Here is a 24,482-nt window from a genome sequence, read left to right on the forward strand (position 1 = left end):
CACCCTTTCATGTCCGATCCCAACCAACCCCCACAAGATCTCCTTCCTGTTTTAGGCTCCGTGGACGACTACCTGCGTTTTTGCATGGAGTATGATGCGTCTGACTTGCATCTCGCCACCGGCGCACAACCAGTCTGGCGTCGCTACGGCAACCTGCAGCCCATCTGGGACAATGCAGCGATCCTCACCCCGGAAGACGCCCGCCGCCTCGCCTACGGCTTTCTGGGAGAGACCCACGTCAAACAGCTCGAATCTCGCGGTGACGTCGATTTCGCCTACTCGCCTCCGTTCGGTCGTTTCCGTTCTTCCGTCGTTCAGCAGCGCCTGGGCATCGACATGGTCTTCCGCGTCATCAAGACGCAGATCAAATCTGTCGAAGATCTTGGACTGCCTGCCACGGCCAAAACACTCACCCGTTTCCACAACGGCCTGATCCTCGTCACCGGCCCTGTCGGCTGCGGCAAGTCCACCACGCTTGCCGCGCTGGTCGATTCCATCAATCAAGAGCGGGAGGATCACATCATCACGCTGGAAGACCCGATTGAGTACATCCTTGAGCCGAAGGGCTGCCACGTGAATCAGCGCGAAGTGCACACGCACACGGCCTCCTTTGCCGCCGCGCTGCGCGGTGCGCTGCGTGAAGACCCGGACGTCATCATGATCGGTGAAATGCGCGACCTTGAAACCATCTCCCTGGCGATCACGGCTGCGGAAACGGGCCACTTGGTGCTGGGCACGCTGCATACCAGCAGCGCCGCACGTACACTGGACCGTGTGCTGGATGTGTTCCCCATCGATCAGCGGGATCAGATCCGCATCATGGTGTCTGAATCCCTGCGTGGCATTCTTTCCCAGCAGCTCGTTCCCAGACTCGACGGCAATGGCCGCGTGATGGCGCTGGAAGTGCTGGTGAACACGCCGGCCGTCGGCAATTGCATTCGTGAAGGCAAGACCTACATGCTCGCGGGTGTGATGCAGACCGGCAAAGGCGTCGGGATGATCACGATGGATGATTCACTGCGCAATCTGTACTCGACCGGACAGATCAGCCGCGAGGAGTGTGAGTTCCGCGCCGAAGACAAGGTCATGATGAAAAAATTCTTTGAATCCTGAGGCCATCAGCCAAGCCAACCGACCACTGCGAACGTCTCATGCCAATCATTGATCAATATTTCCAGAAGCTCATCGAACTGGGCGGATCCGACCTTCACCTCAGCCAGAAGCAGCCGCCCAAGGTGCGCGTGCACGGCAGCATCAAGCCCATCTCAGACCAGATCCTGGACGAGCGCCTCATGGAAACCATGATGCGTGAAATCTGCGAGCCCCGCGCCTGGGACCGCTACAAGGAGAAGGGAGACCTCGACTTCGCCTACGAGATGGATGCGGACAACCGCTTCCGCTGCAACTACCTGCGTCAGCAGCACGGCTACGCCGCCGTGTTTCGTATCATCCCCACCAAGATCGCCACCCTGGAGCAGCTGGGCATCCCGCCCGTGGTGAAGGAGTTCGGCCACATGCGCAGCGGCCTGGTGCTCGTCACCGGCCCCACCGGTTCGGGCAAATCCACCACGCTGGCCGCCCTGCTGGATTACATCAACACCAACTTCCGCCGCCACATCATCACGATCGAAGAACCGATCGAGTTCGTGCACCGCAACAAGAAGAGCATCATCACCCAGCGTGAGGTGCCCATCCAGACCCCATCGTTCGCCGACGGCCTGCGCGCTGCTCTGCGTGAGGATGCGGACATCGTGCTCGTGGGCGAAATGCGCGACCTTGAAACCATCTCTCTGGCCCTTACGGCAGCAGAGACCGGCCTGCTCGTCTTCGGCACCCTGCACACCAACAACGCCCGCAAAACCGTTGACCGTATCATTGACGTCTTCCCTTCCGATCAGCAGAGCCAGGTACGCACCATGCTCGCCGCCTCGCTCAAGGGCGTGGTCGCCCAGCTCCTCATGAAGAAGTCTGACGGCAAGGGCCGTGCCGCCGTGAATGAAATCATGGTGTCCAATCCCGCCGTCGGCGCCATCATTCGTGAAGGTGCCACACAGAAGCTCTACGACGTCATCATCGGCGGCAAATCCCAGGGCATGCAGTTCATGGACGAAGCCATCTGGCAGAAGCTCCGTGACGGCTACGTCACCCCGATGGAAGCCTACATGAAGGCTATCGACAAAAACCGCTTCAAAGCCTTCCTTCCTCCCGAGGATGCCGGCCTTGCCGTCGCCAGCGGCGGCGATGCCAACAAATAGTCAGCAGCAGACTGGCAGTGAAGCAGTTGAGTCTTGCCGCAGCTACTGCGGTGAATTAACATCGTTTTAATTCAAGGATGAGCACGGCTTCCGAGGACCATTCGTCAGAACAGCCGCAACGCACCAGTCATCAGCCTGGCCCGTTGGCCATCCTTGCGGCCACGGCGCTGGGTGGAGTCATTGCGGCACGCATCCGCAAAGCCCCCCTGCTCTTCGCCGCAGGTGCTGCTGCCATGGCGATGCTGAAGCAGAAAAAGACCGCCGCTCCGCCGACGCCGGCCACGCCAAAGAGCCTGCCGCCCCCAGCTCCCCTCACGCCTGAAATTCCTGTGGTAAGCCAGGTCGAACAGTGGCTTTCCCGCCAGATCATTCGCGAAGAGCAGGCCCCTGTCATTGATTTCTCCGCAGCCAGCATCACGCCAGAAGAGCCCGAAGAAGATTACCAGCCGGAATCCTTCCTTCTGGATGAATTTGAGGAATTTCCCAGCTCACTACCACCGCCCAACAACGATGTCTTTGCCGGCCTCAGTGAGCCCGCCTCGCAGGCAATGCCGATGCCGATTGCAGCGCCTGCGCCGGAAATCGTGGAGATAGAAGCGGAACAAGAGCCAGAAGCCCCACCTTCGCAGCCTTTGCCATTTCTACAGCAGGTCCCTCCCCCGTTCTTCCCTCCGCAATTTCTACAGCAGACGCCACCTCCACTTGAGCCTGAGCGAGTGCAGTTGCAGACGCCGCCCCCGCCGTCGCCATCGCTTCCCGTTGCGGCAGATGCTGCATGGACTCTCGGTGTCGATCCTCTGCCGAGCTTGAACGAATCCGCGCCCTACGTCCCCCCCGTCGGCGACATGTTCTTCAGCACTCCGGTGCCGCAAGAAGCCCCCAAGAGCACCGTGGAGCCTCCGCACTCCCACATGTTCTCCACCGCCCCTTTGCAGCATGAAGAGCCCGGACCGCCGCTCTTCTTTTCCTCTTCGGTATTCCAAGGGGCGGCACTCCCGGATGAAATCCAGGTCACCCCACCCTTTGTCCCCGCGTCGCCCATGCCACCACCGGCTGCGGCCGCCGAGGCCCCTGCGTGGGAACCAGCACTCTTTTTTGAACCTCAGCCCGCGGCAGCAGCAGCGCGGGATATCCCGGTCGTGTTGGCGGCTCCTGGCGAAGCATCCTTCGATCCCCCGCTGGCCGCAGCACCTCACAATCCATGGCAGCCTGAACCGGACGTGTTTTCAACAACGCCCGCAGTTCCCTTTCAGCCTCAGACGGCAGGCACCGTGGTCGAAGCCGAGATCATCCTGCGCCCGCGTGCTCCGATGCAAAACTCCGTCACTGCGAAATCCAAATTGGCCCCTCAGAGCTTCGCCAAGCCATTCTCCGAAGAAGACAGCACCGCCACTCCTGCCGAAAACGCCAACGACGCCCACCTTCCGGGACCGCTGCAATCTCAGCATGATCCCAAGCCACGCCCGACCTGGCGCTCCTGGTGGCGGGGTGACTGAGGCTGTTTTCAGGGAAATGCGAGCACTCTGCTCTGCTCATAAAATGATGGCACTGCATCGTAGTGACCAGTCACCGGTTCAAAGCGCCCATTTTTGCATTGTTTGAGGTAGGCCAGAAAAGTCGGATGATAAGCAGACCAGGTTACGGTTCCTTGTCCCACTCCGTTTACTTTCACGGTGGCCTCACGCTCAACGGGGCCAATGGCAAACTTCACGAACTGGGCTCCGTTATTGATGCTACGCACACGGTCCGAGTAAGTGAAGTGAACGATTTTCAGCGGCTTTTCAGTATTCGCCGAACCTTTGAAAACAGTAAGGACTTTGAAGGTGGTGACCCACGCCTGATAGTCTTCCTTTGAGAGATGTGAATTTTGGAGAAAGTCCGGTTCCAAGTCTGTTTTCTCGGTGCTTACCGCCTCGATCACAACCACCGTATCAGCCGCAGTCGTCAGTTCGGCTTGCGTCCAAGTTTTCACCAACCGTGCCTGCGCCCAGCAAGCGATTCCAACCAGGGTAATAGTCAGCAACTTTTTCATGATAGTGCTTTCAAGATAAACAATCCGAACAGTTCTCGTCGAGTTTACAATGACATTGATCAAACCTTGATCGCCGCTTTCCGTTTGTACAACCAAGTGAACACACAGAGGCCCAGCAGCGTCAGCGCAAACCAGTCGCCAAAGCGTGCATAGAGCGTCAGGTGACCTGCACGCGGCACCTTGACCTCGCCGGGCAGGGTTCCTTCGATGAAGGTTGAACCCGTCTCAGGATCTTTCAGCCGGGAGGTGATGCGACCGCAGGTGTCGATGAAGCAGCTCACGCCCGTATTCGTGGCACGCACCATGGGGCGGCGCAGTTCGATGGCACGGAAGAGCGCATTGGTCAGATGCACCTCGGGTTCTTCACTTTGCAGGAACCAGCCATCGTTGGTGATGTTCACGATCATCTGCGGCGCCTCTCGCACAAACTTGCGCGCCAGACTGCCCACGGTGTCTTCAAAACAGATGAGCGGGATGATCTGCACCTGCGGCTGCTCCAGCAGCATCGGCTCGGTTTTGTCTCCCGGCGTGAAGGCCCCTTCAAACATGCTGCTCAGAAAGGAAAAAGGCGGGATGCTTTTCAGCGGCAGGTATTCGCCAAAAGGCACCAGATGCACCTTGTGGTAATCCTGCCGATGCTCGGCGCTGCCACGAAACAGCACGGCGGACACATGCCCGATCTCCGCGCTCTTATAGAGATCCGTGCCAAAGAAGAGGCTGAAGTCTCCGGCCTGCAGCATGTCATTGAAGTAATTTTTGTGGAAGTCCTGCGGGAGATAGTGATACCGGTCCTCCAGATTCACCGGCAGCGCGCTCTCCGGCCAGATGATGAGATCCGTGGAGGTCTTGCCCTCCTTCGCCGTGCCATACATGCGGGTGAACTGATCGAGGTGCTGATACGTTTGCTCCGCCAGCCTGCCCGTCGCGGCATCCACCAGCGACACGTTGGGCTGCACCAGAACGGTGCGCACGGTAATGGCGTCCTGCTCTTTGGCGGTCAGCTTCAGCATTCCATACCCCGCCGTGCTGAGCATGAGGATCAAAGCCACGGTGAAATCGAGCCGCGTCTTGCACGTGCCCTCTCCGCGATAAGCGATGATGAGGCGCGTCATCGTGTTCCATGCCGTGCAGGCCATGAACACCGGCAGAAAGGAAAGACCAAAGACGCCCACCAAATCCGCCGCCTGAATGAGAGGCAGCATGCCGTACATGGCCACACCGAGACCGTTCCAACCAAAGCCGGTGAAGACCGTCGTGCTGCGCAGCCATTCACACGCCACCCATGCCGAAGCAGCGAGAAAGGAACACGCCAGGGAATGCAGCGTGCTGGGCCACCACGCATCCTTGGTCAGTGTGGCCACATTGGGCCGTGCAAAGCGATGCGTGAACCAGGCCCACAGCCCAAAGTAAACCGCGCAGTATCCAGAAAGACCGACCAGCGCGCCGAATCCTGCCAGCTCCGGCAGCAGTCCCGACCAAGAGTCGTCGATCGCATTGCCAAGCCTCACGCGCGCCGAATGATGCACCCACTTCAGATTGATCAAAAAGAAGGCCAGGCCGGCCAGATAGCCGCGCCAAAACGGACGCACTTTGACACCCTCTGCATGCTTCCAGGGCCACAAGACGGCCAGCAGCGGCAGGAGCCACAGCCAGACCGCGAGATTGGAATTCCAGCCTGGAAAGGCAAATGTCAGAATGATCCCGCTGAGCAGCGGGGCAATGAGCATGAACAGGCGCAGTCGTTTGGTATCAGTCACGGGCCGGGATCATGCCGCCGCCAGACGAAAAGCCAAACGTACATTCCGTCATTTTCACCGTGTCCGATTCCTCCCAAAAGTTGTCCGCACATCAGGCTGGCCAGAAAGCGTTATTTCGAGTGAGATTTCACATCACCAACCATGAAAGCGATCCTGCTCATCCTCTTCACTGCCGTTTTAGCCCATGCTGCACCCACCGGCCCCATCCGCGTGCTGTATCTGGATGCCGAGGGCAAGGCGCAAACCGCCGTCGGCCCGCTGCATGAGGCCATGCGTGATCTGGGCCGCGATGCGATCTGGTTTGACTATGCCAAGGAGGAACTGCCAGCCGAAAACTACGACCTCATCGTCAAGCCCGGCAGCGATCTGAGCCGCGAGGCCATCCTTTCCATACTCAGCGCCGAGCGCAAAGCCAGCTACGAAGCCTTCCTCAAGCAGCGCGATCCCGAAGAGCGCAAGAAGCACCCGCAGGTGGCCAATTACGAGAAGCGCCCGGAACCGCTCACACTGCAACTGCCCATGAGCGTGAAAGCCAGCATGGAGCGCACGCAGGTGCCGGCGGATTGCGAATTGAAGCTCTTCGCCAGCGAGCCGGACATCGCCAAGCCCATCGCCTTCGCCTGGGATGAGCGTGGCCGCTGCTGGGTAGTGGAGACGCGCGACTACCCGCATGGCGTCACCGACAGTGGCGAAGGCCAGGACAGCATCAAGATCTGCGAAGACACCGACGGCGATGGCAAGGCCGACAAGTTCACCGTCTTCGCCGACAAGCTCAACCTGCCCACGGGCATCGTGTTTGCGCGCAAAGGCATCATCGTGGCCGCGCCGCCGAAGTTCATCTACCTTGAGGACACCAACGGCGACGACAAAGCCGATGTGCGTGAAACCGTGATCGACTGCTGGGGCATCCGCGACACGCATGCCCAGGCCAGCAATCTGCACTACGGCTTCGACAACTGGCTCTACGGCTGCGTGGGCTACAGCGGCATCGAAGGTTACGTCGGCGGCAAGAAGCATCAGTTCGCCATGGGCACCTATCGCTTCAAGGCAGACGGCAGCGCCATCGAGTTCCTGCATCAGTTCACCAACAACTCCTGGGCGCACAGCACCAACGATGCGGGCGATCAGTTCGGCGGCACCGCGAACGGCGCGCCCATCTTCTTTGGAGGCATCCCTGGAACCGTTTACCCCGAAGGCTCACGCGGCATGACGGCCAAGAAAATCAACGTGGTCGAGGCCTGCCACACCATCACGCCCAACTTTCGTCAGGTGGATGTGTTCGGCGGCTACACGGCGGCAGCGGGCAGCAATTTTATCTACAGCGGCAACCTGCCCAAGCGCTTCCAAGGGAAGGCCATGGTCTGCGAACCCACGATGAAGGTCGTCTCACTCTTCGATGTGCAGCCCGATGGCGCCGGCTGGAAGGCGCTCGACTTCATGAACATCTACGCCAGCAGCGATGAGTGGAATTCCCCCGTCCACGCCGAAGTCGGCCCAGACGGCGCGGTGTGGGTGGCCGATTTCCAAAACTTCATCATCCAGCACAATCCCACCCCAAGCCTGGAACGCGGCGGCTTCGTGGCCACCACCGGCAAAGGCGGCGCGCATGAGAATGATCTGCGCGATCACAGCCGCGGGCGGATTTACCGGATCGTTGCCAAGGGGACGAATCCCAAGGCGGAGAAGCCTGCACTGACTGCCAGCACCCAGTATGCGCGCCTCACCGCGCAGCGTGAGATGGTCGAAAGCAGCGAGAGTGTGGATGTGAAGAGCATCGACCACACAGTGCTGAATGCGAGTGACAGCACGGCCGCCATCCACGCCTTATGGAGTCTGCAAGGGCTGGGCAAACTTGATGAAGCCACCCACAAAGCCGCTCTGCTGGCCAAGGACGCCGGGTTGCGCCGCAATGCCATTCGCGCCCTCGGCAACGATGCCAAAGCGCAATCCCTGCTCTTCGGCACCGGCGTCATCAGCGATCCAGATCTCCACACGCGCCTTGCCGCTTTCGTGAAGCTCGCCGACTTCCCCACCACGCCAGAAATCCAAACGCTGGTGAAAAAACTCGCCATTGATCCGGTGGTGAAGAATGACGAATGGCTGGCCGAAGCCGCCAAGATGCTGGGCAAGAAACACAAGGCCCTGAACTACAAGGAAGGACCCAATCTCCTGCCGAATCCCGGCTTTGAGGAAGTGGTGGCAGGTGCCAAAACACCGACCGGCTGGACGCTGCGCAACTACGGCACGAAGCCCGGCAATGCCGGGGCCGAATGGAGCATCGTCACCGATGAGAAGATGATCCACAGTGGCAAGCAGGCCTTCCGCGTCATCACCCGCGATGATGCCGACACCAGTTTCTTTGCCGATGTACCGCTGAAGCCGAACACGGAATACAAGCTCAGCGCCTGGATCAAGACCCACGGCTTCCGTGGCAAAGCCAGCCTCAATGACCACCTTGGCCGCTCTGAAACGACCAAGCTCACCCGCACGCAGGACTGGACTGAAGTGGACGTGACCTTCAACAGCAAGACCCGCGACAAGGCGAGCATCAACCTGCTGCACGTGGGCAAAGGTGACACCTACTTTGATGATGTGCGCCTGGTGGAGCTGATTCCCGAAATTGAAGACGATGAATCCAAACTCGCAGGTGATGTGAAGCGCGGTGAAAAGATCTTCTGGGAGCACCCCGTGGCCGCCTGCAAAAACTGCCACATGCTCAAAGGCCAAGGCAGCGCCGTCGGCCCAGCGCTGGACGGCATCGCCACGCGCAAGGACGCCGCCTACATCCTCGAAAGCCTCACCAATCCGAACGCCAAACTCGCCGAAGGCTACACCGCCACACCGATCTCTCCGATGCCGCCGATGAACCTCATCCTAAAGCCTCAGGAGTTCGCCGATGTGAAGGCGTTCATCATGAGCCTGAAGTGAAGCAGCGCCTGCCATGAACTTCATTGCGCGCGCTCTTCTGCTGATCCTGACCACCTGCCCTGCTTTGTCGCACTCGGTCGAAAGCGAGCCGCGCAAGTCGTGGGGACCGATCGTGCTGAAGGAAGATGACCGCCCCGCCTTTCCCCCGCCACCCGAAGGCTGGGACAAGCGGCGGGAAGGCATCCCTCACGGCAAACTGACGATGATCGAGTACGATTCCAAGACCGTGGGCACGCGGCGGCGGATGAATGTGTACACACCTCCAGGTTACACGTCGGAGACAAAACTGCCGGTGCTCTACCTGCTGCACGGCATCGGCGGCGATGAAACAGAGTGGGAGCGCTTTGCCCACCCGGACGTGCTGATGGACAATCTCCTCGCCGATGGGAAAGCGGTGCCGATGATCGTGGTCATGCCAAACGGCCGCGCGCAGAAAAACGACCGGCCCACAGGCGATGTCTTCAAGCATGCGCCAGCCTTTGCGGTGTTTGAGCAGGACCTGCTGGACGATGTGATCCCGACCATTGAAGCGCGCTATGCCGTGCAGGCGGACCGCGAGCACCGTGCGCTGGCCGGACTCTCCATGGGGGGCGGGCAGGCGCTGAATTTCGGGCTGGGTCATCCATTGCTCTTTGCATGGGTCGGCGGCTTCTCCTCCGCACCCAACACCCGCAAACCCGCCGAACTGCTGCCGAACTCCAATGCAACCAAACACCTCCGCCTGCTCTGGCTTTCCTGCGGCAGCAAGGATGGGCTCTTTTCCATCAGTCAGGATTTCCATGCCTGGCTGAAGACCCAGGATGTACCGCATGTATGGCACGTCACCGACCATGAACACGACGCCCCGGAGTGGAAGCAGGCGTTGTATCATTTCCTGCAGCAGCTCACTTTCAGCGCGGCCCCATCGGCAGGAGGCGAGAGCTCTCCGCAAAAGGGTGGAGCGTCAAAAATCGGCAAATGATGCACGGAAAGTTTCTGGCTGCCGGGCAGAGTCATGCTCGGTAATTCTGCATAGCCACGCCTGAAAAGAGTTCCAAATACCACTTCATGCCACAAATATCTTTGCAGCCGCAAACACCTCATCATGGCTCAATCCTCGTTCGCGGCCCGCTTTAAACGCCTCAAAGCGTTTCTCGACCTCCGCTGAAATCGTGGAGTCTTTTTCCCACTGTGCTGGCAAATCCGCGTCCACCGTCTCCCAGATGATTTCTGCCAGAAAGCGTCTTTCCTCGGATGAAAGACGAGCGGCTTGAGCAAAAAGATCGAAAACAGCCATGATAGCGAAGAATAGCACCAATCCGCCACGCTGAAAGTCCCTGCTGGAGCCGACGTATCTGTGACATCCCATGTCCTTCTCGTCCTCCGCCTCCCCCCACCGCTGCTCCGGCCCGCTGTCACGGCGGAGTTTTCTCAGCATGGGCACGCTCGGACTCACAGGCTGGTCACTGAGCGACACCTTGCGTGCAGAGACGATCGCCAAGGCGGCAGGAAAACGGCTCAAGGACAAGTCGGTCATTTTTGTCTGGTTGCCGGGCGGCATGTCGCAGCTGGAGAGCTATGACATGAAACCGAATGCGCCGGTGGAATATCGTGGTGTGCTCAATCCGATCCGTACCAAGGTGCCCGGCACACACATCTGCGAACTGTTTCCCAAGCAGGCCAAAATCGCTGACAAGTTCAACATCATCCGCAGCGTGCATCATGAGTTCTCGGATCATGGCGGAGGGCACAAGCGCTTCATGACCGGGCGCAATCCCGCGCTGCCGGTGGGCTTCGTCAATGATGCGCCCTCGGTGCAGTCCATCATCACCCGCAAGCTGCAGCGCGCCGGGCAGCCCATGCCCACCTGTGTGGCAGGTGTGGATCGTGGTCGCAGCGGCATCGATGTGTTTTCCATGGGCGCAGCCTATCTCGGGCCTTCCGCCTCCCCGTTCATGGTGGTGGGAGATCCCAGCGCCAAGGATTTCAAGGTCGAGAACATCGGCCTGACGCCTGACATGGCTTCACGCATGGACGACCGCATGCACCTGCTCAAGGGCATGGACAATCTCAAGCGCGAGATGGACCGCAGCGGCCTCATGGACGCCATGGACAGCTTCAGTCAGAGGGCGTTTGGCATGCTCACCACGCCCTCGGTGCGTGATGCCTTTGACCTGACCCAGGAGTCTGCCCAGACACGCGAGCGCTACGGCTACAGCACCTACGGCCAGCGCGGACTCATGGCACGCCGTCTCGTGGAAGCTGGCTGCCGTTTTGTGACCATGGTTTGGGAGAACCCTTTCTCCACGACCATCCCGAAAAACTGCACCTACAACTGGGACAGCCACGCGGTGAACTGTGACATGTACGCCGACGCCCGCTGGCGCATGCCGGTGTATGATCAGGCAGCGTCTGCATTGATCGAGGACATCCACCAGCGCGGGCTGGATAAAGACGTGCTCGTCATCATCACCGGTGAGTTTGGCCGCACACCCAAGATCAACACGCAGATCGGCACCCAGACCGGCGTGAGCCAGCCTGGGCGCGACCATTGGCCCAGTGCAATGTCCTTCATCGTCAGCGGCGGCGGCATGCAAACTGGCCAGATCATCGGAGCGACAAATCCACGGGCAGAATTCCCCATCGAGCGCCCACTGAGCCCCAACGACCTCTGGGCCACGGTGTATCAGCATCTCGGCATCGACCCGGAAGACTCCTTTGATGACTTTCAGGGCCGCCCGATGCCCATCCTCCCCTTCGGGGATCCAATCAAAGAACTGCTCCCGCTGGCGTAAATACGGCAGGGCATCCAAAACGGAGAGCAGCAACGTTAGTTTGACCTGAAGGCCAGTCTGGCCTTGATAACCGGACTCCTGGCCACACGGCCTGAACGCAACCCACACCCACACAACCTCTATGGCACTCTCCGTCGGCTCCAAAGCCCCTGGCTTCACCCTCAAATCGAAATCCGCCACCGGCCTTAGCGATGTCTCGCTCCCAGCTGGCAAGAACACCGTCCTGCTTTTCTTCCCCCTCGCTTTCACAGGCGTCTGCACCCAGGAACTCTGCGACATTACCGCAGGTCTCAGCTCCTACAGCGACTTGAACGCCGATGTCATCGGCATCAGCGTGGACAGCCCCTTTGCACAGGAAGCCTGGGCTCAGAAGGAAAAGATCGGCATCACGCTTGTCAGCGACCTGAACAAAGAAACCACCAAGGCTTACGACGTGCTCTTCCCAGGCCTCGCCGGCATCGGCGACACCTCCGCCCGCGCAGCTTTCGTCATCGACAAAAATGGCGTCATTCAATACGCCGAACAGACCGCCACACCGAAAGATCTTCCTGACTTCGCTGCGGTGAAGGCCAAGCTTGCTGAGCTGTCGTAATCGACCTGCAGTTTTCAACACTCCGATGCCATGTGATTCATCATCACATGGCATTTTTTGTGGTTGAGTGCTCAGGCCGTTCGTAGCTTTGTTCTGTCATCTACCCTAATCATGGCCGCTCACGCTGATCAATTCTCCATCCCCACCCGGGGCAAGGGCACCTATGAAATCACCGAGCGCTGTCAGGAGATCGTGCGCGTCAGTGGCATCCGCACGGGCACGGTCACTGTGTTTGTGCAGCACACAAGCGCGAGCCTGGTGATCTACGAGAATGCCGATCCATCCGCACGCACCGACCTGCACAGCTTCTTTGACCACCTAGTTCCAGAGGACACGCCTTATTTCGTTCACACCTATGAGGGGCCGGACGACATGCCGAGCCATCTGCGCATGGCGCTGACCCGCACCTCCGAAGTCATTCCCGTCGTGAACGGCAGACTCGCCCTTGGGACATGGCAGGGTATTTTTCTATTCGAGCACCGCCGTGCCCCGCATACGCGGAGCATTGTGGTCAGCGTGGTGGGGGAATGAATGCGAAATATCGCATGCCAGCGCTCTTACGCGGCATCCACACCATCCAACGCGCGGAGATAATCAAACGAGTAAAGCCCGGTATTGTGCCCGTCACTGAAATCAAACTGGATCGCGTAGCCGCCAACCATGCGCCAGTCCTTCACCGTGACGCCAGGAAAGTGCTTTTGATTGGTGCCACCGATCTTTTTTCCAAGAAGATCTCGTTCGCCGGTGTTCTCGGCGCTGGGTGAGGCGGCGCGCAGTTTTTCCATGGAGATGAACTGCTCGGTGCCATCGCTCCAAACGAGGGCAACTTCGGTTCCGATGAGTTCCAGGCGGGTCGGTGTCATGAGAGAAAGGCTACGAGGGTGGGAAAGCAAAAGGGACGCCCGAAAGCGTCCCTCTTGAAGAATGATGGCTAATCCGGAGGGATTAACGGGAGTAGAGTTCGACGACGAGCTGCTCGTTGGCGATCGGGTTGATCTCTTCGCGCACTGGGACGCGATTGACAACACCGCTCATCTTGTCGCGATCGACAGTCATCCAGTCAGAAGCAGGAGTGCCCTGGGTCATTTCAAGGAAACGACCGATGAGCTGCTGGCTGCGCTGGCTGCTGGCGCGGGCGGCAACGACGTCACCGGGCTTGACCTGATAGCTGGCGATGTTCACCACTTTGCCGTTCACAGTGATGTGACGATGGCTGACGAGCTGACGGGAAGCGAAACGGGTGTTGGCGAAGCCCATGCGATACACGACATTGTCGAGGCGCAGTTCGAGCATCTGAAGCAGGTTTTCACCGGTCACGCCCTTGCGGCGCTGAGCTTCAGCGAAGAAGCGGCGGAACTGCTTTTCCATGAGGCCGTACTGATAGCGCAGCTTCTGCTTTTCAGCGAGGGCGGTGCCGTACTCAGAGGTCTTGCGGCGGGTGTTGCGAGCACCGTGCTGTCCTGGTGGGAAATTACGGGTTTCGAGAGATTTGGAAGGACCGAAAAGCGCAATGCCGAAACGGCGATTGATTTTTTCGCGAGGACCTGTGTAGCGTGCCATAATGGGTAAGAGAAAAGAGCTGAAAAATTAGACGCGACGTGCTTTTGGCGGACGGCAGCCGTTGTGCGGGATGGGAGTGACGTCCTTGATGGTGGTCACTTCGACACCGAGGGCCTGAACGGCACGCACAGCGGACTCACGGCCGGAGCCAGGACCACGAAGGCGGACTTCAGCTTCACGCAGACCATGGCCCATTGCCTGACGGCAGGCATCCTGCGCAACCACCTGAGCGGCGTATGCAGTGCCTTTACGGGAACCACGGAAGCCCATCTTGCCAGCAGTGGACCAGCCGATCACACCACCTGCGCGGTCGGTGATCGTTACGATGGTGTTGTTGAAGGTGGCGTAGACGTGGACAAGACCTGAGGAGACGTTCTTGGAACCCTTGGCCTTGACGACCTTCTGTTCGGCGGCTTCACCACCGATTTCGAGCCAGACGCTCTGGGAAACCTGCTTGTCGCCACTGCCGGAGGGGCGTTGGTCTGCACCAGGAGCAGCAGGTGCTGCGCCAGGGGCGGGTGCCGCTACCGGAGCGGGGGCTGCTGCCGGAGCTGGTGCTGCGGCGGCGGGTGCGGTGGGGGTCGTTTCTTCAGCCATGATATGGAACGGGGACGTTGCTAAAATTCAGATTACTTCGCCTTCTGGGCGCCCACGGTCTTACGTGGACCCTTGCGAGTGCGGGCGTTGGTGTGGGTACGCTGGCCGCGCACTGGCAGACCACGACGATGACGATGGGCACGGTAGCAGTTGATACCAAGGATGCGCTTCATGTGCATCTGAAGCTCACGACGAAGGTCGCCTTCGATCGGAATCTTCATCCCCTGAACGGTCTGGGTGATGGCAGCGATCTGTTCGTCGCTCAGTTCACCTGCCCGAATGTTCGGGTCGATATTGGTGGCAGCAAGAATCTTGCGGCTGACGGAAAGCCCAATGCCGTAGATATACGGAAGTGAGTATTCGATTTTCTTTTCGTTCGGGATTTCGACTCCAAGCAGGCGGGCCATAATTCAGTGTATTGGGATTTAAAGAAAGGATTAACCCTGACGCTGTTTATGGCGTGGATTTTTGCAGACAACACGGACAACACCTTTGCGGCGGATAACACGGCAAAGTTCGCAGAGAGGTTTAACGGAGGTACGGACGCGCATACAGGAGTAGTGAAAGAAGGTGAGTCTGGGGGAACTCAAAACCCTGCTTTTGGAGCAGGGGGCAGGATGTCTAACACAGACGAAAAGAGGCGCAAGCTGGAATTTGATGAGTTATTCACATTTGTGGAGAGCAGTTGCCCCCGCCTCGATGAAAGGCATCATGCACGCCTGATGAAAAACGTTCTCTGTTTTGGCGATTCTAACACCTGGGGCTTCAAACCCGACAGCATCTCACTCCCCTGCCCTGAACGCCACCCGCATGACGTGCGCTGGACTGGAATTCTGGCCCACGAACTGGGCACCAGCTTTCGGGTGATCGAAGAAGGGCAAAATGGTCGTACCACCGTACACGACGACCCCTTTGCCCTCGCACGCAATGGCAAGACGGTGCTGCCTGCCATCCTGGAATCCCACAAGCCGCTGGATCTGGTGGTGTTGATGCTCGGCTCGAATGACCTCAAAGCCGTGTATGGCGTTTCCCCCGGAGAGATCGCCACTGGAGTCAAAATGCTGGCGCAGATGATCCTGGGCAGCGATGCCGGCATTGGCAACAAAGCCCCGAAACTCCTGCTGCTCTGCCCGCCGGCCATCGGCGATCAACTGCACCTGCCAGACGTCGCCGCCAAGTTCCCCACGGGTCAAAAAGACAGCCGCAGGCTGCCCAAGTATTATGAAGCTGTTGCCAGTTCACTCGGCTGCGGCTTCCTCAATACACAAACACTGATCGAGCCCGGCAGCGACGGCATCCATTTAGATGCGGCTGCACATGGACGACTCGGCAAAGCCGTGGCAGCACTCGTGAAATCCATCCTCCCGCCTGACGCATGACCTTGATCGAATCCTTTTATCCCGTGCTGAAACCGTGGCTCTTCCGGCTTGATGCCGAACGTGCCCACACACTCACGGTAAAGATGATGATCATCGCGCATCGCCTCGGCATGCTCAGGTCAGTGGTCAGCGGCCCCCAGCAATCGCGCAGTGTGATGGGGCTCACCTTTCCCAATGTTCTCGGACTCGCAGCCGGCATGGACAAGTCTGCCAGCGCCGTGGAGGCCTGGGGGGCGCTCGGACTTGGCGCAGTCGAAGTCGGCACGCTCACGCCGCGCCCGCAGCCGGGGAATCCAAAACCGCGCCTCTTCCGCCTTCCGGAGCATGAAGCGCTGATCAACCGCATGGGCTTCAACAACCCCGGCATTCAGTCCGCCGTTGCGAAGCTCAAGCATCGTCGCACCAAAGCCGTCGTCGGAGTGAACATCGGCAAGAACTTCGACACGCCGAATGAAGATGCCGTGAAGGATTATCTCATCTGCCTCAAGGCCGCGTATCCAGTCGCAGATTACATCGCGGTGAACATCTCCTCTCCGAATACCAAGGGGCTGCGCGATCTCCAGGCCGAGGGTGCGGTGCGTGAACTGATCTCTGCTTTAAAGAAGGAACAGGCCGTCTTGAAGAAGGAGCACGGCAAGCAGGTGCCGTTTCTCGTCAAGATCGCTCCCGATCTCAATGAGATGCAGATCGAGGCGCTCGCCCGCGTCTTCAATGAACAGGACATCGACGGCGTCATCGCCACCAACACAACCATTGATCGCACCGCCATCACAGACCATCGTCTGGCGAATGAAACCGGCGGCCTTAGCGGTGCACCAGTGCGTGAGCGCTCCAACCTCGTGCTGCAGGCCTTCCGCATGCTGCTGAAGGAGCAGATCCCGCTCATCGGAGTCGGCGGCATCGTCTGCGGAAAAGATGCGGTTGAGAAGATGAAAGCGGGAGCCGCCCTTGTGCAGGTGTACAGCGGGCTGGTGTATCGTGGACCGGGCCTTGTGAGAGAGGTTCTGGAGACCATCAAATAGCCCGTCACAACATCCACCTGCACGCCTTGACCTTCTTTCCCCATCTGCCAGATTAACCACCATGGAAAATCTTCCCAAAATTCACGAGAAACAACCCGTCGCTGTTGAACTTCCTGCTGGAGACCATTGGTGGTGCGCCTGCGGTTTGAGCGGTCATCAGCCGATGTGCGATGGCACCCATAAGGGCACCGGTTTTGGCCCGAAGAAATTCAATCTGCCTGAAGCCAAGAAGGTCTGGCTGTGCAACTGCAAGCAGACCAAGAACCCGCCTTTCTGCGATGGCAGCCACAAGGCGCTCTGATTCGTAAAGCTCTTTAAGTATTCTAAGTCAGCGAAACGCGCCGTGATGGGAATAACCCGCACGGCGCGTTCTCCTACCTGCCACCCTCCCCAACCATGAATCGAAGCTGTTTCCTGTCACTCGCCGCCTCGCTGCTCGTCGCCACCGTCGCCTACTCGCAATCCTTTGGCTTTGGCGAAGCCGCTGCTCCGAAGCAGGAGCGCGTCACGGCGGAACTAGTCGCGGCAGTGTCCGCCGCCGCACCCGGCCAGCCGTTTCAGGCTGCGGTCAAACTTGTTCATGCCAAGGATTGCCACACCTATGGCAAAGTTCTTCCTCCGGGCGTCATCGGCAAACCCACCAAGCTGACTTGGAACCTGCCCGAAGGCTGGCAGATCGAGGAACTGCCCTGGCCAGCAACCCATCAAGTCCCCTCCACTGACGGAGCGATTAGCGATGGCTATGATGGCACCGTGTATCTCCCGGTAAAAATCACCCCACCAGCCAGTGCCGCCGTGGGCAGCAGCGCCGAACTGAAAGTGAAAGTGAATGCGCTCGTGTGCGATCCGAAGAGCTGCCTGCCCTTTGTCAAAGAAGTCGCGCTCACACTGAATGTGGCCGCAACGCCTGTGGCCAATGAAGCGAATGCCGCCGCATTTGGCAGCACGCCTGCCGCAGAAAAAAAAGGCTCTGAGGGCACAGCCGTAGCGCCTGCTGCGAATGAAGCGAAGCCAGCTGCGCCCAAGGTTGTAGAACCAGTAACAGCCCCTGCTGCCGCGCCAGCCGCCGCACCGAAAATTCCCCTGACCTTTGCGCAGTTGCTCCTCTACGCCTTCATCGGCGGCTTGATCCTCAACATCATGCCCTGCGTGTTTCCGGTTCTCGGAATCAAGGTCACCAGCGTGGTGCAGCAGGCGGGTGAAGACCGCCGAAAGGTGGTGCTGCATGGCCTGATGTACACCGTGGGTGTGCTGCTCTCGTTCTGGGTGCTGGGTGGATTCGCCATCGCGCTGAACAAGGGCTGGGGGTCCCAGCTTCAATCACCGGCTTTCAATTTCTTCCTCGCCGCCTTCTTCCTCATCTTCGCCCTGAACATGGCAGGCCTGTTTGAGATCGGCACCTCGGCCATCGGCGTTGGCTCAGGCCTGCAGTCGAAAGGCGGTCTCGGCGGCTCCTTCTTTTCCGGCCTGCTCGCCACAGTGGTGGCCACCCCCTGCTCCGCTCCGTTTCTCGGCACCGCACTTGGGGCCACGCTCGCGATGCCTGCTTCGCAATCGATGCTGATCTTCACACTGATCGGCCTCGGTCTCGCCAGTCCGTTTTTGCTGCTCTCCCTTTTCCCCGGCCTCATCTCCGCCCTGCCACGCCCCGGCGCATGGATGGAAAGTTTCAAGCAGGGCATGTCCTTCCTGCTCTTCGGTACTGTGGGCTTCATGCTCTACGTGTTGACCAATCAGATCGAAGGCCTGCCCGTGCTGTTCGCCATCCTGAGCCTTGTGCTCATCGCCCTGGGCTGCTGGATCTACGGCCGCTGGGCCCTGCCCCACAAGCCCGAGCGCACACAGAACATCGCCCGACTGCTCACATTCCTCGCCATTGCAGGCGGCCTGTGGTTCGGCTTGCCCAATGCCTCGGCCAAACGCTCACACGCTGAAGAAGCCGTGAATCTCAAAGACCCCGATGCGCTGCATTGGGAAACTTGGTCTCCCGAAAAAGTAGCCGCGCTGCGTGCCGCCAAGCAGCCCGTCTACATCGACTTCACCGCCTCCTGGTGCTGGACCTGCCAGGTCAACAAACGTGTCTATTCCGACACAGGTCTGCGAGCCCTCTTCAAGCAGCACCATGTCGCCACCCTCAAGGCCGACTGGTCCGACGAAAACGAAACCATCCGCCTCGCCCTCGAAGCCCTGGGCAAACGCGCCGTGCCAGTGAACGTGCTCTACATCCCCGGAGTGGAAGAACCTTTCATCCTCGATGAACTGCTCACGGTGGGGAATGTGACGGCGGCGCTGAAGAAGCTGGAGAAGTGAGTGACTGCCCTTTCATCGTTGGAAAGCGTTACCGTGTCCGTCATACGTTCGCGGCACTGCGCGACTCGTTCGTGGCTGACGAAGTTCTACTGTTCGACTCATTCGCATGGTCGCGCTATGACGGCATTACAGGTTATTTTTTCAGGCAATCAGAGCGCGAGTCGCTGCGGGTGTGGGACATCGCAGACGATGAAGACATTCTCGTTTGGAAGGACCTTTTCGAGGAACTTCCGGATGCAGTCGCATCCAAGCGCACCTGATCACTCATCAGTCAGGCAACCTGGACGCCTTTCATGAAATGACATCCATTCTCGCCAATCTTGTCTGGCCCGCTCTGTATCTCACCAGCAGAATGCTTGCAGTGTGGCCAATTGCCGCAGGTTTGCTCGTGGAATTTTTCTTCATTCGTCGGGCTACCAATCTGCGAGGCAGGCGCTGCCTGACTGCCGACATCACAATGAATCTCGCCTCCGCTGCATTGGGCATGCTGCTGATTCCCCTTTCCGGCATCCTCTGGGAGTTGCTTGCCGGCATCACTATCCACCCGTTGTTCAACGTCGGCACATTCAACCCGGTCACCTGGGGCGCGACTGTCTTACTCGCTGCAGGTGTCAATACTTTGGTCGAGGGATTGGTACTCCAGAACGGCTTCAAGCAAAAGCTAGGCAGGCGAGGTTTCTGGCTCCTCTTTGCCGCTAACCTCGTGAGTGTATCCATCGCCTTCGTCAGCATTATCATCCACCCTCCGCATTAGTGAATACCCGTCCTACCCGCTACAGGCAGGCGACGAGAGCGATCACAATGACTTGACCCACTACACCTTCGTCAACTGCCTGCGCAGACTCAGCTCCACCGCGGCGATGATGAGCGACAGTGTAAACAGGATGACGATGCTGTTGATCCAAAGGGTGTTGTACTTGGTGCCTAGATACATTTTTCGCGTACCGAAGAACACGTTCGGGCTGGTCTTGCGGCGGTAGTCCTCGCGTTCCATCTCGGCCTTGGTCACGAGGTCGAGCACCTTGCGGTTCACGTAGATTTCTTCGGCACTGACCCCGTCGTTCTGCTGCAGCATGCTGTCGAGCATGGGTGGCTCGATGCGGCCGCTGAGCACCGCATCACGGATGGAGCCGAGGCGCTTGGAGATTTCGCGTGGGTTCTCGGCATAGAGGCCGGACACGACCGCGAGGGACTGCTTGGTAAGTTCCAGTTCATGACGCTGCCGGTCATTCATTTCCGCCCCTGAAGGCGGCAGCAGCGATTGGATGCGTTCGTCGAGGAAGTCCTGATTACGCGTGAGCGGATTGAGCTTGGACTGCGAAATGACCATGCCCTCATAAGACCAGCGCAGCGGCATGAACTGACAGATGAAGGGCACCTTGAGCTTGCTGGCGTTTTCCTCGTCATTGCCGGATTTTTTGAGCCACTTGCCCACGGAATAGACAAGGTCGAGGTTCTTGTTCATCTCCTCGTACTTGATCAGCGCCCCCCCGAGGATGATCTGCGGAATCAGCAGCAGCGGGATGGCATTCACCGCAGTGCGGTTGTCACTGACGATGCTGGAAATGAACAGTCCCAGACAGACGCCCGTGAGAGAGGTGAGGAACATCCACCAGAGGTGAATCAGGAACATGTCGCGGATCTCGAGCACCCAGTTGCCGATGAGCAGGTAAATCACACATTGGATGAGCGCAAAGGTGGAGAGCGAGATGATCTTGCCGCTGAGATAGTAAAACGTTCGCAGGTTGTGATTTCGCTCCCGGCTCAGGGTGTGGCGGTCACGGATGATTTCATCGGCGCTGTTGGTCAGGCCAAGAAACATCGCCACGACGAGACTCATGAAGAGGTACGTCGGTATGTGGAAGGCAGTGGCAAAGGTGTAGTGCGCCTCCTCAGAGTACTTGAGCACGCTGGAAATGATCCAGGCAAGCAAGGGAGCTTCGAGCAGGGTCGTCAGCAGGTTCGTGCGGTTGCGCAGTTTGCTCAGAAAAGCGCGCTTCAGCAGGGTGAAGAAGAGGATGCTCTCCTCACGGAAGGTGTGCTTCGGCGGCTTGGGCGTGCTGCGCATGCGGCTGGCGCTGTGGCTTTCATCCCGCTTGGGCCGGGCAATGAGGCTGGTGCTGCCCGGCGCGGACCGCTGCTTGGCCATGCTCTCCATGATGAGATGCCGCTGATAGGAATCGCGCCAGAAGTTGGGCGGAAATCGGCGCGCAGCCACCAGATGCCCGTCCGCACTGCGTTCATGAATGATGTCTCCGCTGATGTCTCGCAGCGGTGTTTCCAGCACGTCGAAGACAAAGTCCGGTGTGAGCTTGTCGGGCGGCTGAGCCTCGGCATCCCCCGCCTGGCCGGTCTCCGTGTGGTACACGCGCCAGAAGTACTCGATCATGCCCTGCGGCGTGCCGAAGTAGGCCAGCTTGCCGCCCTTGTCGAGCAGCAGGGCCTTGTCAAACATCTGCAGCAGCCGTGAGCTGGGCTGATGGATGGAGGTGATGACGATCTTGTTGCGCGCCAAACTGCGGATGATTTCGAGCACGTGCTCGCTGTCCTTGGATGAGAGGCCGGAAGTCGGCTCATCAAAGAGGTACACGTCGGAGATGCCGATCATGTCGAGTCCCGCATTGAGTCGCTTGCGCTCGCCACCGCTGAGAAATTTCTGCTGCGGCGTGCCGGCCAGCCGGTCACGCAGATCGGCCAGGCCGAGTTCCGCCAGCTTCGCATCCACACGCTTGCGCCGCTCCTCGGTTTTCAGATGCGGACAGCGCACCGCCACCGAGAAGTCCAGATTTTCCTGCACCTTCAGCAAGGGGTCAAAGGCATCCTCCTGCGGAATGTAGGCGATGTAAGGCGTGAGATTGTGCAGGTTATCATACAGCGCCATGCCGTTCATCAGCACTTCGCCTCCCTTGGGTTTAAGCTGCCCGCCGAGAATGCGCAGCAGCGTGCTCTTGCCGCAGCCGCTGGGCCCCATGACGCAAATCATCTCGCCACGACGCGCGATGAAGCTCACGCCGTCCTGCGCGGTGTCACGGCCGTCGAATCGATGGCTGAGCTCGCGCACCTCGATCTGGCGCACGGTGTTGCGCTCCTCTTCGATGATGCGGTCAGCAAAGTGGCAGCGCAGGTATTGCCCTTCACCCAGCGTGATGGTGTCACCGTCATTGAGGGTGATCCTGTCACGCACCGGAATCAAACCAATGTATAGCGGGCGCGAGGAACGCAGCACTTCAAGCACGCCGGTCTTCTGCGCGTAATTGCACTCAATGCGCAGCAGGATTTCACCATCGGTGTCTTCAGAGAGGAGAATGTCTCCCTCATCCAGCAGCTCAGGCTTGTTGGAGACAAGGTACGTGTTGCGGCTGCCTTCCAGCCGGAACTGCCCGCCAAATTCCTGCGCACGCACGCGCAGATCACGCAGCGCGATTTCCACTTCACCATGGGCAATGATGCTGTCCTCAATGCTGGCCTCCACCACGGTGCCGCTGCTGAGCACCACGCCATTCAGCGTGGCCTTGGTTGTACGCAGGGCCTCCACCGTGACGCCCAAGCCAAAGCTGAGGCGCAGATTCGTGCCGCGCGTGCGCTGCGGGGCGATTTCTGCGCTGCCATTTTCCGTGAGGGTCAGGTAGATCTGCGTGCCTGACAGCGTCTTCTTGGAGTTGAAGTAGGTGATCAGGTCATTGTAGTCCAGCGTCACGTCCTCCATCACCACGCGCTCGCCCGGATAAAGCCGCGAGAATTCTCCCGGCGGCTGCCGACGGCTGCGCACCAGGATGGAAATGCTGCCGGTGTTTTTCAGCAGCACAAGGTTTTGAAACCGGAACGCCACCACGGAGCAGTCATCTGAAAGGGAGCGCAGCAGCACGTCGCAATTCTTCGTGGCACCGATGCGCAACGTGTCCAGCGGCTGGCCGCCCTTGGTGGAAAACCCCTCTTCCGGCGGCTTGTCCCCTGCATTGAGCTGATAGACGATGTCGATGGCCTGGGCGGCGATGCCCAGATTCGTCATGAAGAGGTAAAACTCCACCATCTGCCGCTGATTCTGCTGCGCACGCGAAATGAGCAGGTACAACTGCACGCCCAGCAGGATCTTTTGCTCCTGGGTAAGTTTCTGGCTCAGCTCCTTCGCGCGCTGCGTCAGGTCCTGCGGCTCCTGCAGGGCCTCAAAATAGAGGCGCCGCATGTCGGCGTAGATCGCCTCCGGGTAGTCATAGCGCAGGTAACCAAGACTGGATTCGACTTCCTCCTCCTCGATGTTGCCGTCCAGCTTGCTGAAAGCCGCGAAGACTTCGATCAGCACCGGCAGCATGGTATTGGCGGTGGCGGCCGAGGCGGCGGACACCTGCGGCTGGCCATTCCAATGGTGTGCCCACCGGTCCGGCGACCACCATGGGAGCTCCGCCGGTCCATGAACTCCGTTCGCAGAGGACTGCGCTTTTGAGTTCAACATTTTGGCGAGTTTTTTGACCAAGCTCATGCGGTGGATTTCGTGGCGGCCCATGCGGGGCTGCGGGCGGCGGCGCGACTATGGAGTTCGTTTGCACAAACACAACACACGAGACGCGAATGCCGCCTGCAATTACGCAAAAAAAAAGCGGCCCGGTTTGCCCGGGCCGCCATGCCATGATTTTTGGCACTCGTAATTGTCACACGCTCCGATCACGCGGCGGGCCTTCGCGGCCACGCTCATGGTTCATCGGCGGCGGGCCATGCGGTCCTTCCTGCCCCCGGTGAAAAGGCGGGGCCAGATGCGGACCACCGTCTCGTGGAGCTGGACCGTGCCCGCGTTCTCCGCCTCTCATGCCCTCCTGCGGAGGCTGATGCATTGGCCGCTCGAAGTGCTGGGGGCCTTCGCCACGATGTTCTCCACCGCGTTGCTGCCCAAACTGCTGCGGGCCGGGACCCCGATGCTGGTCAAACCGGGGCGCTGGACCACGCGGACCGCCAAATCTCGAATCTCCACGAGAACTGCCGAAATTCTGAGGCTGATGCCGACCGCCAAAGCGCTGGCCCCTGCCACGCCCCATCCTGCCCTCAGGGCCGCGGCCGCGATGCATCTGCCCGCCCGGATCGCCACCTTGAGGTGAGCGGAAACCTTCTCCGCCACGCTGTGCACCAAACGCTCCGCGCTGGGCGAAAGACTGCGGACCACGGCCTTCGGCGCGAGGCCGGAAACCGCCCTGTTCATTGCCTCCCGGTTCTGGGGACTGGCGAAAATGATCCTGACGACCCGCATGTTGCTGTCCCCGACCGCCTTCGTGCTGAGGGTGGTTCAT

General features: G+C 59.4%; 24 protein-coding genes. 15 read left to right on the forward strand and 9 right to left on the reverse strand.

All coding sequences use genetic code 11. The features are described 5' to 3' along the window. Positions 1 to 9: 9 nt before the first annotated feature. The 3 genes from AC3RLQ_RS09005 to AC3RLQ_RS09015 all read left to right on the forward strand — a co-directional run bounded on the left by AC3RLQ_RS09005 (position 10) and on the right by AC3RLQ_RS09015 (position 3,751). Positions 10 to 1,113, forward strand: coding sequence for a type IV pilus twitching motility protein PilT (locus tag AC3RLQ_RS09005; protein ID WP_493036340.1), 1,104 nt, complete (start codon positions 10 to 12; stop codon positions 1,111 to 1,113). A gap of 38 nt (positions 1,114 to 1,151) precedes the next feature. Beyond that, entirely contained in the window at positions 1,152 to 2,255 is a 1,104-nt protein-coding gene (locus AC3RLQ_RS09010; protein ID WP_397381142.1) for a type IV pilus twitching motility protein PilT, read from the forward strand. A 77-nt stretch (positions 2,256 to 2,332) separates the two neighbouring features. Further along, a complete protein-coding gene (locus tag AC3RLQ_RS09015) occupies positions 2,333 to 3,751 on the forward strand; it encodes a hypothetical protein (RefSeq protein WP_493036342.1) in 1,419 nt (472 codons plus the stop codon). 8 nt (positions 3,752 to 3,759) lie between these two features. Here the strand turns inward: AC3RLQ_RS09015 and AC3RLQ_RS09020 are convergent, their stop codons facing one another. Both AC3RLQ_RS09020 and lnt read right to left on the reverse strand, forming a co-directional pair. Then, positions 3,760 to 4,287, reverse strand: coding sequence for a hypothetical protein (locus AC3RLQ_RS09020; RefSeq protein ID WP_493036344.1), 528 nt, complete (start codon positions 4,285 to 4,287; stop codon positions 3,760 to 3,762). 59 nt (positions 4,288 to 4,346) lie between these two features. Next, positions 4,347 to 6,044 (reverse strand): apolipoprotein N-acyltransferase, encoded by a 1,698-nt coding sequence (gene lnt / locus AC3RLQ_RS09025; protein WP_493036346.1) that lies wholly within the window; start codon positions 6,042 to 6,044, stop codon positions 4,347 to 4,349. A gap of 141 nt (positions 6,045 to 6,185) precedes the next feature. Between lnt and AC3RLQ_RS09030 the strand changes: the two genes are divergently transcribed. Beyond that, positions 6,186 to 8,972 carry a PVC-type heme-binding CxxCH protein gene (locus AC3RLQ_RS09030; protein WP_493036348.1) on the forward strand — a complete coding sequence of 929 codons (2,787 nt, stop codon included), beginning with the start codon at positions 6,186 to 6,188 and terminating at the stop codon, positions 8,970 to 8,972. Between the two features lie 13 nt (positions 8,973 to 8,985). Beyond that, a complete protein-coding gene (locus AC3RLQ_RS09035) occupies positions 8,986 to 9,933 on the forward strand; it encodes an alpha/beta hydrolase (protein ID WP_493036350.1) in 948 nt (315 codons plus the stop codon). Positions 9,934 to 10,017: 84 nt separating this feature from the next. Here AC3RLQ_RS09035 and AC3RLQ_RS09040 read toward each other — a convergent pair whose 3' ends face one another. Continuing rightward, positions 10,018 to 10,248: an addiction module protein gene (locus AC3RLQ_RS09040; protein ID WP_493036352.1), complete on the reverse strand. Its 231-nt coding sequence runs from the start codon at positions 10,246 to 10,248 to the stop codon at positions 10,018 to 10,020. Positions 10,249 to 10,318: 70 nt separating this feature from the next. Between AC3RLQ_RS09040 and AC3RLQ_RS09045 the strand changes: the two genes are divergently transcribed. The 3 genes from AC3RLQ_RS09045 (at position 10,319) to AC3RLQ_RS09055 (ending at position 12,869) form a co-directional block, all read left to right on the forward strand. Then, on the forward strand, positions 10,319 to 11,746 hold the full coding sequence (locus tag AC3RLQ_RS09045; RefSeq protein WP_493036354.1) for a DUF1501 domain-containing protein: 1,428 nt from the start codon (positions 10,319 to 10,321) through the stop codon (positions 11,744 to 11,746). Between the two features lie 121 nt (positions 11,747 to 11,867). After that, positions 11,868 to 12,338 (forward strand): redoxin domain-containing protein, encoded by a 471-nt coding sequence (locus AC3RLQ_RS09050; protein ID WP_493036356.1) that lies wholly within the window; start codon positions 11,868 to 11,870, stop codon positions 12,336 to 12,338. Between the two features lie 111 nt (positions 12,339 to 12,449). Next, on the forward strand, positions 12,450 to 12,869 hold the full coding sequence (locus tag AC3RLQ_RS09055; protein WP_397381118.1) for a secondary thiamine-phosphate synthase enzyme YjbQ: 420 nt from the start codon (positions 12,450 to 12,452) through the stop codon (positions 12,867 to 12,869). Between the two features lie 26 nt (positions 12,870 to 12,895). Here the strand turns inward: AC3RLQ_RS09055 and AC3RLQ_RS09060 are convergent, their stop codons facing one another. From AC3RLQ_RS09060 to rpmJ, 5 genes are all read right to left on the reverse strand, one after another. Beyond that, entirely contained in the window at positions 12,896 to 13,201 is a 306-nt protein-coding gene (locus AC3RLQ_RS09060) for a gamma-butyrobetaine hydroxylase-like domain-containing protein (RefSeq protein WP_493036358.1), read from the reverse strand. Positions 13,202 to 13,283: 82 nt separating this feature from the next. Continuing rightward, on the reverse strand, positions 13,284 to 13,898 hold the full coding sequence (rpsD, locus tag AC3RLQ_RS09065) for a 30S ribosomal protein S4 (protein WP_422323625.1): 615 nt from the start codon (positions 13,896 to 13,898) through the stop codon (positions 13,284 to 13,286). Between the two features lie 27 nt (positions 13,899 to 13,925). After that, a complete protein-coding gene (gene rpsK / locus AC3RLQ_RS09070) occupies positions 13,926 to 14,495 on the reverse strand; it encodes a 30S ribosomal protein S11 (RefSeq protein ID WP_422323627.1) in 570 nt (189 codons plus the stop codon). 32 nt (positions 14,496 to 14,527) lie between these two features. Continuing rightward, positions 14,528 to 14,902, reverse strand: a complete 375-nt coding sequence (gene rpsM / locus AC3RLQ_RS09075) for a 30S ribosomal protein S13 (protein WP_395731177.1) — start codon at positions 14,900 to 14,902, stop codon at positions 14,528 to 14,530. 30 nt (positions 14,903 to 14,932) lie between these two features. Beyond that, positions 14,933 to 15,046, reverse strand: a complete 114-nt coding sequence (rpmJ, locus tag AC3RLQ_RS09080) for a 50S ribosomal protein L36 (RefSeq protein ID WP_133796336.1) — start codon at positions 15,044 to 15,046, stop codon at positions 14,933 to 14,935. 171 nt (positions 15,047 to 15,217) lie between these two features. Here rpmJ and AC3RLQ_RS09085 point away from each other — a divergent pair, with 171 nt between their 5' ends. The 6 genes from AC3RLQ_RS09085 to AC3RLQ_RS09110 all read left to right on the forward strand — a co-directional run bounded on the left by AC3RLQ_RS09085 (position 15,218) and on the right by AC3RLQ_RS09110 (position 19,960). Further along, positions 15,218 to 15,874 (forward strand): SGNH/GDSL hydrolase family protein, encoded by a 657-nt coding sequence (locus AC3RLQ_RS09085; RefSeq protein ID WP_493036362.1) that lies wholly within the window; start codon positions 15,218 to 15,220, stop codon positions 15,872 to 15,874. Next, positions 15,871 to 16,896 (forward strand): quinone-dependent dihydroorotate dehydrogenase, encoded by a 1,026-nt coding sequence (locus AC3RLQ_RS09090; RefSeq protein ID WP_493036364.1) that lies wholly within the window; start codon positions 15,871 to 15,873, stop codon positions 16,894 to 16,896. Before AC3RLQ_RS09085 ends, AC3RLQ_RS09090 begins: the two co-directional genes overlap by 4 nt. Positions 16,897 to 16,957: 61 nt before the next feature. Beyond that, the gene (locus AC3RLQ_RS09095; RefSeq protein WP_493036366.1) at positions 16,958 to 17,197 is read left to right on the forward strand and encodes a CDGSH iron-sulfur domain-containing protein; all 240 of its coding nucleotides are present in this window, start codon (positions 16,958 to 16,960) and stop codon (positions 17,195 to 17,197) included. A 95-nt stretch (positions 17,198 to 17,292) separates the two neighbouring features. After that, positions 17,293 to 19,206, forward strand: a complete 1,914-nt coding sequence (locus AC3RLQ_RS09100) for a protein-disulfide reductase DsbD family protein (RefSeq protein WP_493036368.1) — start codon at positions 17,293 to 17,295, stop codon at positions 19,204 to 19,206. After that, positions 19,203 to 19,466, forward strand: coding sequence for a hypothetical protein (locus tag AC3RLQ_RS09105; RefSeq protein ID WP_493036370.1), 264 nt, complete (start codon positions 19,203 to 19,205; stop codon positions 19,464 to 19,466). The genes AC3RLQ_RS09100 and AC3RLQ_RS09105 overlap by 4 nt, the downstream gene beginning before the upstream one ends. A 38-nt stretch (positions 19,467 to 19,504) precedes the next feature. Beyond that, a complete protein-coding gene (locus AC3RLQ_RS09110) occupies positions 19,505 to 19,960 on the forward strand; it encodes a hypothetical protein (protein WP_493036372.1) in 456 nt (151 codons plus the stop codon). Positions 19,961 to 20,020: 60 nt separating this feature from the next. Here the strand turns inward: AC3RLQ_RS09110 and AC3RLQ_RS09115 are convergent, their stop codons facing one another. Beyond that, the gene (locus AC3RLQ_RS09115) at positions 20,021 to 23,707 is read right to left on the reverse strand and encodes an ATP-binding cassette domain-containing protein (protein WP_493036374.1); all 3,687 of its coding nucleotides are present in this window, start codon (positions 23,705 to 23,707) and stop codon (positions 20,021 to 20,023) included. 208 nt (positions 23,708 to 23,915) lie between these two features. Between AC3RLQ_RS09115 and AC3RLQ_RS09120 the strand changes: the two genes are divergently transcribed. Beyond that, positions 23,916 to 24,293 carry a hypothetical protein gene (locus tag AC3RLQ_RS09120; protein ID WP_493036376.1) on the forward strand — a complete coding sequence of 126 codons (378 nt, stop codon included), beginning with the start codon at positions 23,916 to 23,918 and terminating at the stop codon, positions 24,291 to 24,293. The last annotated feature ends 189 nt before the right edge of the window (positions 24,294 to 24,482 follow it).

This window comes from Prosthecobacter sp. GW821-HT29F12, assembly GCF_058803405.1.

What these genes read in the sequence shown, in the direction of transcription:
- AC3RLQ_RS09035 (WP_493036350.1), top strand. Translation starts at nt 8,986, where the DNA reads ATGAACTTCATTGCGCGCGCTCTTCTGCTGATCCTGACCACCTGCCCT.
- AC3RLQ_RS09015 (WP_493036342.1), top strand. Translation starts at nt 2,333, where the DNA reads ATGAGCACGGCTTCCGAGGACCATTCGTCAGAACAGCCGCAACGCACC.
- AC3RLQ_RS09055 (WP_397381118.1), top strand. Translation starts at nt 12,450, where the DNA reads ATGGCCGCTCACGCTGATCAATTCTCCATCCCCACCCGGGGCAAGGGC.
- AC3RLQ_RS09095 (WP_493036366.1), top strand. Translation starts at nt 16,958, where the DNA reads ATGGAAAATCTTCCCAAAATTCACGAGAAACAACCCGTCGCTGTTGAA.
- AC3RLQ_RS09090 (WP_493036364.1), top strand. Translation starts at nt 15,871, where the DNA reads ATGACCTTGATCGAATCCTTTTATCCCGTGCTGAAACCGTGGCTCTTC.
- AC3RLQ_RS09005 (WP_493036340.1), top strand. Translation starts at nt 10, where the DNA reads ATGTCCGATCCCAACCAACCCCCACAAGATCTCCTTCCTGTTTTAGGC.
- AC3RLQ_RS09115 (WP_493036374.1), bottom strand. Translation starts at nt 23,707, where the DNA reads ATGGGCCGCCACGAAATCCACCGCATGAGCTTGGTCAAAAAACTCGCC.
- rpmJ (WP_133796336.1), bottom strand. Translation starts at nt 15,046, where the DNA reads ATGCGCGTCCGTACCTCCGTTAAACCTCTCTGCGAACTTTGCCGTGTT.
- AC3RLQ_RS09020 (WP_493036344.1), bottom strand. Translation starts at nt 4,287, where the DNA reads ATGAAAAAGTTGCTGACTATTACCCTGGTTGGAATCGCTTGCTGGGCG.
- AC3RLQ_RS09100 (WP_493036368.1), top strand. Translation starts at nt 17,293, where the DNA reads ATGAATCGAAGCTGTTTCCTGTCACTCGCCGCCTCGCTGCTCGTCGCC.
- AC3RLQ_RS09010 (WP_397381142.1), top strand. Translation starts at nt 1,152, where the DNA reads ATGCCAATCATTGATCAATATTTCCAGAAGCTCATCGAACTGGGCGGA.
- AC3RLQ_RS09110 (WP_493036372.1), top strand. Translation starts at nt 19,505, where the DNA reads ATGACATCCATTCTCGCCAATCTTGTCTGGCCCGCTCTGTATCTCACC.
- AC3RLQ_RS09085 (WP_493036362.1), top strand. Translation starts at nt 15,218, where the DNA reads ATGAAAAACGTTCTCTGTTTTGGCGATTCTAACACCTGGGGCTTCAAA.
- rpsK (WP_422323627.1), bottom strand. Translation starts at nt 14,495, where the DNA reads ATGGCTGAAGAAACGACCCCCACCGCACCCGCCGCCGCAGCACCAGCT.
- AC3RLQ_RS09120 (WP_493036376.1), top strand. Translation starts at nt 23,916, where the DNA reads ATGCGGTCCTTCCTGCCCCCGGTGAAAAGGCGGGGCCAGATGCGGACC.
- AC3RLQ_RS09040 (WP_493036352.1), bottom strand. Translation starts at nt 10,248, where the DNA reads ATGGCTGTTTTCGATCTTTTTGCTCAAGCCGCTCGTCTTTCATCCGAG.
- AC3RLQ_RS09060 (WP_493036358.1), bottom strand. Translation starts at nt 13,201, where the DNA reads ATGACACCGACCCGCCTGGAACTCATCGGAACCGAAGTTGCCCTCGTT.
- AC3RLQ_RS09030 (WP_493036348.1), top strand. Translation starts at nt 6,186, where the DNA reads ATGAAAGCGATCCTGCTCATCCTCTTCACTGCCGTTTTAGCCCATGCT.
- rpsD (WP_422323625.1), bottom strand. Translation starts at nt 13,898, where the DNA reads ATGGCACGCTACACAGGTCCTCGCGAAAAAATCAATCGCCGTTTCGGC.
- AC3RLQ_RS09045 (WP_493036354.1), top strand. Translation starts at nt 10,319, where the DNA reads ATGTCCTTCTCGTCCTCCGCCTCCCCCCACCGCTGCTCCGGCCCGCTG.
- AC3RLQ_RS09050 (WP_493036356.1), top strand. Translation starts at nt 11,868, where the DNA reads ATGGCACTCTCCGTCGGCTCCAAAGCCCCTGGCTTCACCCTCAAATCG.
- rpsM (WP_395731177.1), bottom strand. Translation starts at nt 14,902, where the DNA reads ATGGCCCGCCTGCTTGGAGTCGAAATCCCGAACGAAAAGAAAATCGAA.